Annotated in this window: 9 protein-coding genes and 1 pseudogene; 1 reads left to right on the top strand and 9 read right to left on the bottom strand. The window is 72.3% G+C overall.

Going from position 1 to position 11,155, the window contains the following annotated elements:
• Window positions 1-1,503 (top strand): annotated as a pseudogene (locus U9983_RS05100) (hypothetical protein); the annotation flags it as partial.
• A gap of 124 nt (window positions 1,504-1,627) precedes the next feature.
• Here U9983_RS05100 and U9983_RS05105 read toward each other — a convergent pair.
• The 9 genes from U9983_RS05105 to U9983_RS05145 form a co-directional block, all read right to left on the bottom strand.
• A complete protein-coding gene (locus tag U9983_RS05105) occupies window positions 1,628-3,532 on the bottom strand; it encodes a hypothetical protein (protein ID WP_322752908.1) in 1,905 nt (634 codons plus the stop codon).
• A gap of 3 nt (window positions 3,533-3,535) precedes the next feature.
• Window positions 3,536-4,297, bottom strand: a complete 762-nt coding sequence (locus tag U9983_RS05110) for a hypothetical protein (protein ID WP_322752909.1) — start codon at window positions 4,295-4,297, stop codon at window positions 3,536-3,538.
• Window positions 4,290-4,589 carry a hypothetical protein gene (locus U9983_RS05115; RefSeq protein ID WP_322752910.1) on the bottom strand — a complete coding sequence of 100 codons (300 nt, stop codon included), beginning with the start codon at window positions 4,587-4,589 and terminating at the stop codon, window positions 4,290-4,292. Before U9983_RS05115 ends, U9983_RS05110 begins: the two co-directional genes overlap by 8 nt.
• A gap of 94 nt (window positions 4,590-4,683) precedes the next feature.
• The gene (locus U9983_RS05120) at window positions 4,684-5,457 is read right to left on the bottom strand and encodes a molecular chaperone DnaJ (RefSeq protein ID WP_322752911.1); all 774 of its coding nucleotides are present in this window, start codon (window positions 5,455-5,457) and stop codon (window positions 4,684-4,686) included.
• The gene (locus U9983_RS05125) at window positions 5,450-6,745 is read right to left on the bottom strand and encodes an AAA family ATPase (protein WP_322752912.1); all 1,296 of its coding nucleotides are present in this window, start codon (window positions 6,743-6,745) and stop codon (window positions 5,450-5,452) included. Before U9983_RS05125 ends, U9983_RS05120 begins: the two co-directional genes overlap by 8 nt.
• Window positions 6,742-8,859, bottom strand: a complete 2,118-nt coding sequence (locus tag U9983_RS05130; RefSeq protein WP_322752913.1) for an ATP-binding protein — start codon at window positions 8,857-8,859, stop codon at window positions 6,742-6,744. Before U9983_RS05130 ends, U9983_RS05125 begins: the two co-directional genes overlap by 4 nt.
• A gap of 8 nt (window positions 8,860-8,867) precedes the next feature.
• Complete coding sequence (locus tag U9983_RS05135) at window positions 8,868-9,752, bottom strand: hypothetical protein (protein ID WP_322752914.1); 885 nt, start codon at window positions 9,750-9,752, stop codon at window positions 8,868-8,870.
• Window positions 9,753-9,799: 47 nt separating this feature from the next.
• Complete coding sequence (locus U9983_RS05140) at window positions 9,800-10,876, bottom strand: JAB N-terminal domain-containing protein (RefSeq protein ID WP_322752915.1); 1,077 nt, start codon at window positions 10,874-10,876, stop codon at window positions 9,800-9,802.
• A partial coding sequence (locus U9983_RS05145; protein WP_322752916.1) for a hypothetical protein occupies window positions 10,873-11,155 on the bottom strand: 283 nt, incomplete at its 5' end. The genes U9983_RS05140 and U9983_RS05145, both read right to left, overlap by 4 nt.

Raw genomic sequence — 11,155 nt, forward strand, 5'->3', positions numbered from 1 at the left:
GGCGCGGTCGTGTCGGTGGCGTGGGCGACCGGCCCCGACGGCCGGCTGCTACTCGCCACCGGCAGCGCCGACGCCACGGTGCGGATCTGGAACGTGACAGTGCCGCCACCGCGGCCGGATGCGGCCGTCACGGCTGATCCGGTCCCGTCCCGGTGGCAGACGGAAACGGCCGGTCTGATCCTGCTGGGCGCGGGTGAATTGTGGCCGCCGCTGTCGACCATCCACGACCTGATTGCGATCACAGCAGGTAGAGCCGCCCGGCCCGGCACCCCACCCAGCCATGATCATTTGATGGGTGGAACAGGCCAGCTGGGCGATGCGGGCGGCACGCTGTACGACCCGCGGATCCGGGCACTAGCCACCCACCCCGGGATCATCCGTCTCCGCCAGCTGGCCTGGCCACCGCCCGCCCGTGTCGGGTTCGCCGCACTCCTCGCCACCGACCTGCACACCAACCCCGCCTATCTGCCACCGGCGGGCAGCAGCCCGGTTGGCCAGCGCGACATGCTGCACACCGCTCTCCACAGCCCGGCCGGCACACCCAGCCCACCACCGGTGAACATCGACCGGCTCGTCGCCGCCGCCAACCGCATCGACGGGCGACTGACCGCCCTCCTCGCCATCATCGGACCCGACGCGATCACCACCGACCCCACCCTGCCGCTACGGCTCCGCGACCGCGCCCCGGCCATGCCCCCGCTGACCGGCACACACCTGACGCTCCTCGCCGACGCCACCACCACCCTGACCACCGGCAGCCACCGTGACCATGCCGCCACCGCCATCCACAACCCCGGCAGCGCCGGCATCACCCACCACGGCACGATCAGCCACCTGCTGCCGTCCCAACTCGCCCTCCCCGCCGACGCTTTCAGCCTGCGCCTGGCCCGCGGCGACCTCCTCTACCGCCTCCACACCGCCACCCCCACCGCACCACCCCACCCGGTCACGATCATCCTCGACACCACCCCACCCACGTTCGGACCCGTCGAAACCGTCCTCCGCCTCGCCGCCCATCTCCTCACCGTCACCCTCTGGCGCACAGGCCAGCACCCCACCCTCATCACCCTCGACCAGCCCGCCCTGCCACGCCCCCTGACCACCCCCGCAGACCTGACCACCATCTGGACCGCCCGCACCCTGCACCCACCCGACCTGCACACCGCGCTGCGCACCGCCGTGCACACCCCTCACCCCACCACCGTGATCCTCACCCACCATCACCTCGCCCACGACCACCCCGTCCACCCCGGACCCCACCTGCGACTCCTGACCACCCACACCCCCGGCACCCCCGACGGCGGCGACGCACCCGGCAGCAGCACCCCCACCACCGACCAGCGTTACCACCGGCACCTCCCACCCCACCCCGACGCGGCCACCCTCGCCGACACCGTCCGCACCCTGCTGGCACCGACCGCCGACGACCAGACCCGCATCGGCGGGTCTGCTGGACTGGACAACCACCAGCCGCCGACGGGACTCGCTGGCCGAAGGATGTGAATCCACTGCTATGGGAGCAACACGAAAGTCACATCGTTCGGACGACCGCCGGCGCGGGGTTCGGACGACCGCCGGCGCGGGGTTCGGACGACCGCCGGCGCGGGGTTCGGACGACGGTGGGGCCTCACGGCGAGATTCGGGTTCCGTTCTGGCGGGCGGCGCGTTCGTAGAGATGGGCGGCCCGCAGCGGGTCACCGTTGCGTTCATGGAGCGCGGCAGCCCCGACAAAGTTGTCGGCGAGCTCGGCCTCGAGCGCGTCATCCAGCCAGGTACGCGGTGCCGACGGTGCGTCCGGGACGCGGTTGCGCAGCCTTTTCCACAGCTCTCGGGCGCGTTGCACGCCGCCGGCGGGCGGTTGCGGTGTCGACGCGGCAACCGGCACCACCTCGGGTGGGCGCGGGGTGACCTGTGCGTCGACGTCGGCCAGCGCCGCGACGGTCTCCGGTGGGAGCTGAAGGTCCAGATCGGGACCGGGACCGGCCCACAACGTCCAGACCGGCTGGCGGGCGCGCAGGTCAAAGGCGACGGCCCGGTCCGGCAGCGCCACCACGGCAACGTCGTCCACAACGCCGAACAGGGCTTGGCGGGCGCTCTCGGGCAGTCGCGGGCGCGTCCGGTAGCCGACCGGCAGGAACAGCGGACCCGGGCCGAGGCGGTACAGCGGTTCACCGACCGGCAGCCGTTCGAGCAAACCGCCGGGGGCGAGCAACAGGTGCCTGTCCCGACCGCGGACGACGAACGCGATCTCGGCGAGGGGGTGCCCCTCCAACAGCGGCGGGACGCCGGCGAGATCGGCGTCGTCGAGGAGCGCCGCGGCGATGTCCACACCGCTGGTGCGGCCCGGCACGATCGCGACCGGCTGCCCGTCCAGCCGCCCGTCCAGCCGCAACAACGTGGTGTCCGGTACCGGAATGGTCCGGTCCGGTGGTTCCAACCGGTAGCCGTCGGCGAGCCGGACGAGCGCGGCTCCGTCGCTGGGCTCGCCCAGGCCGACCAGCCGCCAGCAGCCGAAGGAGCTGTCGGCCAGCACCCACGTGCCGGCGTCCACCAGGTCGGCGAGCAGCGGGTCGGGCAGGGCGGACGCCATGGCGTGCTGGAGCAGCAGCCCGTCGCCGGTGGCCCGGCAGACCAGCACGAACGGGTCATGATCGAGCGCAGCCAGTAGCGACGCGGGCAGCGTCTCCCCCGATGCAGGGGACAGCCGCAGTTCGGTTGCGACCCGGCCGCCGCCGAACGGTCCGGCAGCAGCCCCGGGCAGCACAGGACCGGACAGCAGGGCGTCGAACAGCGGCCCCAGCCGGACCGGCCGGTAGCTCACCGACAGCCCCAGCTCCAGGGCACGTTGGATGACCTCGCCGGCCAGCGCACCGGGCAGCAGGACCACTGCATCGGTGGATGTGGCGGCCGCGACCGGGTGGAGTCCGGCGGTCCGGACCACTTCGACGACGCTCACCGGACGGAGCCCGGACGTGGGCACCGACCCACGGTCGCCGTCCGGTGTGACCGGGGCGACCGGCATGGCGCCCCAGCCACGGTCCGGCCGGAACCATCCATCGGCGTGGACATACAGCCGACCCTGCGCGGTTGACACCAGCTCCCGGCCCAGGTCGAGGTCCATTTCCGCGGCCACCCACCAGCTCCCGGAACCGGCGACGGTCGGGACGCCCGACGGGTTTGGTCCGTCGGCCCGCAGGAACCCGAAGTTGTCACGGTGCCCGGTCGCCACGAGTGAACCGGCGAACACCAGCGCCGCGGAGGCGGAGCCGAACCTGCCGGCGAGTGCCACCACCTGCGCAGAAAGGCCGGCGGACACAGCGGACCCGTCCGGTCCGGGCTGGCTGGGCGGTCCGGTGGAAGGCTCCGGCCGGACGGTCGATCCGTTCTGGGGAACGGGGATCGCATCCGGGGGCGTGGGCTCCGGTAGCGGGGATGTCTGCGGGACGGGAACCTCGTCCGGCCGGATCTCGTCGAGACTGAAAGGACGCCGCCCCTGGCCGGAGGCCGGACGATCATCAGGACCCAGGGTCATCGGCTACCCCGCGGACAGGCTGGTCGTGGATCCGGCAGCGACGGACGGCCCGCCAGGAGAGAACACCCCGGCTGCTGTCGGTGGCACAGCACCGGTCGACACAGCGCCGGAGGGCAGGGTCAGTTCGGTGTGCAGCACCCGCGCCGACCATGCGGCCCAGCGTTGTTCCGCGCCGGTGCGGCGGCCGCGCACGGCAGCGGCGAAGACGAGAGCGACCTGGTCATAGCGGTAGGCGACCTCAGCCAACGCGACCGCCCATTCCTCGATCCGGCGGCTGGCGGAGTTCGCCGGCCAGGCGGGTTGCGCCGGCCAGGCCGATTGCGCAGGCCAGGCGGGTTCGGTAACCGGCGGCTCGGCCAGCATCGCCTGGACGTCGGCGAGCACGGGAAGGATGTGCCGGTCGGGTAGCCCGTCGGCGACATCGCAGCGGGCCAGCACCAGTCGACGCAACAGGGCGTCGAACATCGCCGCGACCGCCGGCTCGGCCTGGCCGGCCTGGCCGGATGGGTGGGATGGGTGGCCCAGCAGCAATGCGCGGGCGGCGGCCGGGTCGCCCACAACATGGGCAAGTGTCCAGGCCGCCACATGGACGAGGCCGGCCGCGGTGTAGTCCGCGGCGGCGTCCCGGTACCGGCCGAGCTGGGCGTACAGGCCGGCCGACCGCGGGAACAAGCCGGCGTCCCGATAACAACGCGCGGCCTCGGCAACCTGCCCGGCCCGCAGATAGCAGGTCGCGGCCCGGTCGAGCAGCGGGGCGTCAGTCACGGAGCCGCTGCCCCCGTTCGGCCTGTTCGGCCCGCTCGGCCTGTCCGCCCCGTTCGCTCGAGGGCTCCTCGGTCGGTCGCTGCCCGACCTGCTCGCGGCCGGCCGGTGCGACCTGCGGAGCTTCCTGCTCGATGAGGGCGCTGTTCTCGACGATGCGCGCGATGTCGGCGGCGGCCCGGTCGTGGCGGGCGTCGTGGTCGATGGCGGGCGCGCCTTCACCGGTGTCCTCGACGCGGAACACCTCGACCTCGCCCGTGTCGGCGCGGTAGCGGAACTTCACCCGGACCCGCATGCTCTCACCCCCGTATCCTCACGTTCCGCAACCAGCACGAACCGTCACGAATTTGCAGATTTACAGCTCTTCAGGCCATCAGACCGTCAGACCGTCAGATCTGCAGCTCGAACTCGATGTCGAGAACGCCGCCGTTCTCCGAGCAGGTGATGCCCTCGGCGCGCCTGGCTCGGGCGTAGGCCAGGATCGCGTCCCGGTAGGCGCCGGCCAGCGCCTGATGGAAGATGTTGCGCCCCTGGATGCCGACGGCGACCAGCCGGGTCGCCGCCTCCCGGCGCAGCGCCTCGACGCGGGCGGTCGCGGCTTGCGCCAGGGCGGCGTCCGCGCGGGCCGCGGCGGCGGCTTCCACAGCGGTGCCTTCGGCGTCGTCGGCCTGCGCCCGGGCGGCGGCGAGCAGCGCGTCGACCTGGGCATCGACGGCCCGGGCGGCGTTGCGTTCGGCGTCCCGGCGCGCGTGGGTCTCCGTCCGGCCGCCGTAGTTGTCGTCGTAGTAGGTGCCTTCGCCCTCACCTTCGACGGTTTCGGCGAGCTGTCCGTGTACGACGGTGGCGACTTCGGCGGACGCCGCCACCTCGGCGGCAACCTCCGCGACGATCTCCAGTTCGCGGGTGGCGGGATGGTAGAGCAGGTAGCCGCCGTCGAGGGCGTGTCGGAACGACTCGCCATCCCGTTCCCACCCGGACGTCCGGGCAAGCACGCCGGTCAGCGCGGCCAGGGTGGGCGCGCCGATGCTGCTGCCCAGCGGCTCGCGGACCCGCGCGTCCCCGACGGCCTGTCCACGCCGGGTCACCTGGCGGCGGACCTCCTGCTCCCACGCGTCGGTCAGATCACGGGTGGCGCGGACGCGGACCCGACGTGGGTTACACATCGACCAGCCCCTCCTCGGCGAATCGTTCCCGGAAGATGGTCAGCGTCTCCCGCTGATGCTGCTGGACGCCGGCGAGCAGGTCGCGGGCGTCGGGATGCTCGCGGCGCAGTTCCAGGGCGAGCCGCTGACCGCGCCGCAGCAGCTCCTTGAACTCCTCGGCCCCGGCGACCCGTTCGCGCTGGCCGACCAGCTCGGTGAGGTCGATCCGCAGCTCGCCGAGGCTGCGGACGGTGTGGCCCGGCTGGTCGACGGGAACGCCTGCGTCGGCGGCGATCCGGCGCATCGTCTGTTCGTCCCGCGGGTTCGTCCACAGGTGGACGAGCGGAGCCAGATCGGCGAGCTCGGCGGCGGCGCGTCCAGCGAGCAGCGCGGACGCCGCGAACGTCTTCTGCGCCTTCACCGCGCGCCGGTCGGAGAAGGCGACGCCCTCGGCGCGCAACGAGCGCACGATGCGGGCGAACGGTCCGCGCACAGCGGTCAGGTCGATGTCGGCGACGGCGCGTTGCAGGGTCAGCAGGTCGGCGAGACTGAAACCGACCCGGGTCCGCGCGGCCGGCTCGTCCAGCCGTCCGGACGGACCGGACGGACCGGACGGACCGGACGGACCGGACGGACCGGACGGACCGGACGGACCGGACGGACCGGACGGACCGGGAACGCCGGCAAGGTTGATCAGAGTCTGTTCGCCCCGCCAGCCGAGCGCGAGAACATCCTCGATGTCGTCGTCGGGCACGTAGTCGAGCCGGCAGCGCAGCAGGAACCGGTCACTGAACGCGGCCAGCACCGGGTCGTCCGGGATGTCGTTGGACGACCCGAGCAGCGTGATCAGGTTGGCCGGGACGGCCTGGGCGCCGTTGTGGAAGGTCCGCTCGTTGATGAGGGTGAGTAGCGTGTTGAGGATCGCCGAGCTGCCCTGGAACACCTCGTCCAGGAACGCGATGTCGGCTTCGGGGAGCATCCCGGCCGTGTTGACCTGGTAGACACCCTCGGTCTGGAACCGTCGGATGTCGACCGGCCCGTACAGCTCGGCGGGTTCGGTGAACCGGGTGAGCAGGTAGCTGAAGTAGCGGGCGTCGAGCATCCGCCGGAAGCGTTCCAGCAGGCTGGTCTTGGCGGTTCCGGGCGGCCCGACGAGCAGGACGTGCTCACGGCACAGGACGGCCAGCGCGACCAGGTCGACCGCTTCGTCCCGGCCGACGAAGCTCTGCTTGACGTCGTGGAGCCGGGTGGCGAAGGTCCGGGCCAGCACCCTGGTCGGCTGGCCCAGCACTGGTGTCGTCGTGGTCATGACGCGGCGATCTCTTCCCCATTGGTGACGATCGGAACCATTTCCGTGGCGCTAGCGCGCATGGCGACCCCGGTGAGCCTGATCGGGCCGGCAGTCACCGTGGCGTTGGTGAGTGTGGCGCCGGCGTTCGCCGTGGCGCCGGTGGGCGTGACGACCAGGGTCACCCGGCGCTGGCCGTCACCGGAACGACCGAGCCGGGGGTTCTTCTCCCGCTCCCGTTGCCCGCGGGCCGCCTTCAGCGCCCCGATCAGCTCGCCGAGCCGGCGGGCGTCGGCGCGTCGCCGGTCGGCTCCGACCAGCTCGTCGGCGCGGCCGTCGCGGAACACCGAGCGGATCTCGTCGCCGTTGAGCCCCTCGGTGACCCGCGCAATGCCGTCCACCAGCGCTGGACTCACCGGAATACCGAAGTGGTCGGCGTGCACCCGGACGATCTCCCGGCGGGCATCCTCCTGCGGAAGGTCAATTCTGATCGGCCGGAACCGGCTCGGCCGCAGCAAAGCGTCATCGATCAGATCGATCCGGTTGGTCGTACCGATGATCAGAACTGGCACCTCGGGCCGGAAACCGTCCAACTCGGTGAGCAGTTGGGCCACGATCGCGTTGCCCGCCCGGCTGCCGCCGTCGTCCCGGCCGGAGCGCCTGGCCGCGATCGAGTCGAACTCGTCGAAGACGACCACGGCCGGGGCGTTGCGGCGGGCCTCGGCGAACAGTTCACGGACCTTGCGTTCGCTCTCCCCGACATACATGTCGGTGACCTCCGGCCCGCTGACCACCAGGATCGTGGCGGCCAGGCGGGCGGCCACGGCCTTGGCGAACAGCGTCTTGCCCGTTCCCGGCGGGCCGTGGAAGATGAACCCGCGTGGCACCAGGTCGTGGCGCAGATGCTCGGGCAGGTCGACAGCACCGCCGACGATGGTCAGCGCCCGTTCCAGCTCGGCCTTGACGTCCCCATAGCCGCCGATCGCCGAGAACGGCACGTTCGGCACCTCGAACGAGCTGGATGTGCGGGCCTTGAACACCCGCAGCTCGTGGCGCAGGTCTACGAAGGTCGGCCGCCGAGCCGCGCCGATCGCCGGCCGATGCTGGTGGTAGGCGAACCGCAGGGCGTTGCGGAACCGGACGGCGTTCATCCCGGCCACGTACTTGTACAGGTCGGTCGCGTCGAAACCGTCGAACAGCTCAGCCTCTGCGCGGGTGACCAGCGCCCGGCCGACCGGCACCCGCTCGCCGGAGCGGGTCGTCACCTCCCGGGGCAGGATCTCGATCGACAACCGCACCGCGAACCGGTTGGCCAGCACCTCGGGGATCACCAGGGACGGGTCGGTGAACGCCAGCAGCACGCACGCGCTGCGCTCGTAGAGGACGTCGGTCAGCTCGCGGGCCTCGCTCGTCAGCGTCGCGTCAGTGCCGCCGGCCAGCAGATCCAGGTGCGGCACGACGACCACGTCACCCGGCTTGGCATCGGTGACCGCAGCCTGCAGTGCGGCCAGCAGTTCGGCGCGGCGCCCGCCGCCGAGCGGGGTCGCATCCCCCAGGCCGCTCGCCATTCCCGGCGCCATCCCGGCCGCTGCGGACCCGCCGCCGAGCCGGAGCATCCGCGCCGACCGGCCGGACCGCCCGGCGATCTCGTGCGCCAGGTGTTCGACCAGCAACTTCTCGCACCGGATGAGGACGGACAGGCCGCTTTCCAGGTACGCGACGGCCCGGTTGATCTCCATATCATGCGCGATCAGGACGGCTTCCCGCTCGCTCAGCGTCTCCGGATGGCCCAGTTCCGCGGCCACGCCCTGTCCGGCCATGCCGGCCCCGGCGTCGGCAGCGGGGCCGATCCCGGTTGTCGGCCCGCTGTCCTGGGGTGAGCGGGCCGCGACGAGGGTCGTCAGGTCGAGGCCGGGAGGGGGATAGAGCGGGGTCGACGGGTCAAATTCGACCAGTTCCAGGACGAGTCGCCCGACCGGCACATCCAGATAGTCCGGAGTCAGCTGGGTGCGACTGAACGCCGGTAGATCGGCCAGCAGCTCACCGAGGGTGAGATCCGGCTCGTCGGTCCCGGCCAGCACGTAGCGGTCGTGGAACGCCGTCCGGTCCAGCGGGACGAGCGTCAGGCTGCGCATCCGGCCGCTCATGCCGCGCCTGCCGACAGGCCGAGCCGGTACCGCCGGACGAGGTTCAGCGCGTCGCGGTGGCCGTCCAGGAGCGTCCGGGAGCGGATCAGTTCCGGGTCCCGCTGGTTCAGGGCGGCCAGCGGCGCCCAGAATCCGACGGTGGCGACGGGCAGGTCGTCGGGCAGACCGAAACCGGACAGCGCCCTGGCCGCCCAGGTCAACCGGCGGTCCCAGTCGGCGCCGTGGCGCAGCCGGGCCAGCAGGTAGGTGTCGAGCACGACGCCCGGATGATCGTGGGACAGCCGGGTCAGCAGTTCCGCGCGCCAGGTGAGCACCGCGGGGTCCGGTGACCATCCGGCGAGCGCCGCGGTCAGCACCGCCCGCCCGCGCGGTCGACCGAGCAGATCGGTGGCGGCCGCGACCTCCGTCGCGGTGGCACCGGCGCTCACCCGGCTGGCCGCCGGCCGGAACAGCACGGCGGTCAGCGTGGACGCCCGCAGCAGCGTGTCTGCCAGCTCGGGCACGGCCCGGCACGCCGCGAGCGTCGGCGCGACCACGGCATGCCGGGCGAGGGCGTCGGCCCAGCCATCGGTCGCCGGTCGCAGTGCCGGGGCCGCTTCGGCGAGCGCCCGCGCCGGGCCAGCCTGAGCCCGCCCGCCGACCGCGGCGGCCAGCAGCAGCGCCCCCGGACCGACCGGCGACCGGTCTGCGAACGGGGGTGATCCCGCCCCGAGCCTCGCGGCCGTGTCGCGGGTCAGCTCCCGCAGCGCCGTCAGGGTTGCCGCGGCGGGATGGGCGAGCGCGCCGGTTTCCCGCAACGGGCCGACCGGCGGTGGCGCCGACCATCCGGCGGTGTCACCGGCCCAGGCGAGCACGCGGCACGCGGTCGTCTCCGCGTTCATCCGACAGCCCTGTTCATCCGGCAGCCCTGTTCATCTGATGGGCACCGTCATCCGGTCGCCACCCAGTAGGAGGCGAGCACCATGTCCTCGGTTGCGGTGGCGTCGGGTGCGCCAGCCCCGGCCTCGGCAGCCTCGGCGTGGTAGAAGCGCAGCACTCGGTCATCCCGGTCATGCCGGTCGATGTTGACCAGTCCGGCGACCTGCCAGGGCCGGCGGAACGTGGTCGTGTGCAGCTCGACGTCGATCGATGACAGCCCGATCTCGCTGGTGGCCGGGAACAGATGGGTGTGGTACCAGCCGACGAGCCGTTCGTCCCGGCCGCTCCTGGCCAGCTGTTCGTTGATCCGCAGGAAGCTCTCGCCGGTGAAGGTGAAGTGCAGCAGCGACGCGCCGGTCCGCTCCCCCGGGATCGCCGCCGTGATCTTCACGAGGTGGCTGCCGGGGCGGTCGGCGTCACGGTAGACGTGACCGGCGAGGAAACCACCCTCCTCCACCTCGGTCGAGAACGTCATCCGGTGTTTCAGGGCGTCCGCGACGTCACGGTCGACCACCACCGCGACTCCCGGCGAGGCCGCCGGTGCCGCCTCCGCCGCCTCCGCACCGGGTATCGCGGCCATGTCGGCGCCGAGCTCAGCGAGGGTCGCGGTCGGGGGATCGGGCTCGTGGATCTCCTCCAGATGGAAGAGTCTCGGCCTGCCGGAACCCACCGTCACCTCGACCCGACCCTCGACCTCCGGGGCGGGCCGGACGAGTGCCACCCGATCGAATCCCGGGCCGCGGATACCGAACCCCCAGTGCGTCTCCGCCGGTATCTGCTCGGCGAGCAGCCGCTGCAACGGCCGGGCGATGATCTCCCGGACCGCGTGCGGATGCTGGTAGAGCAGCCGACCATCCCGGACGATGCGCACCTGGACGTAGCCGTGGCTCGACCGGAGGTTGACCACCGACGGGTTACCCGCCAGCTCGGAGCGGTCCGCGACCGGCAGGAACGACAGCTCGAAACGGCTGCCGACCAAGGCCTCGCCCAGCACCCGTTCGAACATGGCCTGCAACAGCGGGACGAGCGGCACCCGACCGACCCGGACATAGTCGTCCGTGCGGTACAGCTCGACCTCGGCGCTCATCGTCCGCCGGCCCCGGCCCCGGCCCCGGCCTGCGGGTCGTCCTCGGGGACGGTCGCGGGCCGGTCGTCGGCGACGGTTCCGACAATGCTTTCGACCACGTTGCGGTAAACCGCACGGCGCCGCGGCGCCCGGAACAGGACACGGCCGCCGATCTCAGCTATCCGAGCCTGGTTCGCCTTGACCCATTCCGCAGCTGCCCGGTCATAGTAGTTGACGCGAACCTCAGGTGCGCCGAAGGCATCCAGCTGGCCGCTTTCCTCCTGCAGACTGTAGTTCCGG

Source organism: Protofrankia sp. Cas3, from assembly GCF_963555955.1.
Classification (GTDB): domain Bacteria; phylum Actinomycetota; class Actinomycetes; order Frankiales; family Frankiaceae; genus Protofrankia.

Excerpts from the sequence above, each read along its gene's own strand:
- U9983_RS05105 (WP_322752908.1), bottom strand. The coding sequence starts at position 3,532 with ATGACCCTGGGTCCTGATGATCGTCCGGCCTCCGGCCAGGGGCGGCGT.
- U9983_RS05115 (WP_322752910.1), bottom strand. The coding sequence starts at position 4,589 with ATGCGGGTCCGGGTGAAGTTCCGCTACCGCGCCGACACGGGCGAGGTC.
- U9983_RS05140 (WP_322752915.1), bottom strand. The coding sequence starts at position 10,876 with ATGAGCGCCGAGGTCGAGCTGTACCGCACGGACGACTATGTCCGGGTC.
- U9983_RS05135 (WP_322752914.1), bottom strand. The coding sequence starts at position 9,752 with ATGAACGCGGAGACGACCGCGTGCCGCGTGCTCGCCTGGGCCGGTGAC.
- U9983_RS05120 (WP_322752911.1), bottom strand. The coding sequence starts at position 5,457 with ATGTGTAACCCACGTCGGGTCCGCGTCCGCGCCACCCGTGATCTGACC.
- U9983_RS05130 (WP_322752913.1), bottom strand. The coding sequence starts at position 8,859 with ATGCGCAGCCTGACGCTCGTCCCGCTGGACCGGACGGCGTTCCACGAC.
- U9983_RS05125 (WP_322752912.1), bottom strand. The coding sequence starts at position 6,745 with ATGACCACGACGACACCAGTGCTGGGCCAGCCGACCAGGGTGCTGGCC.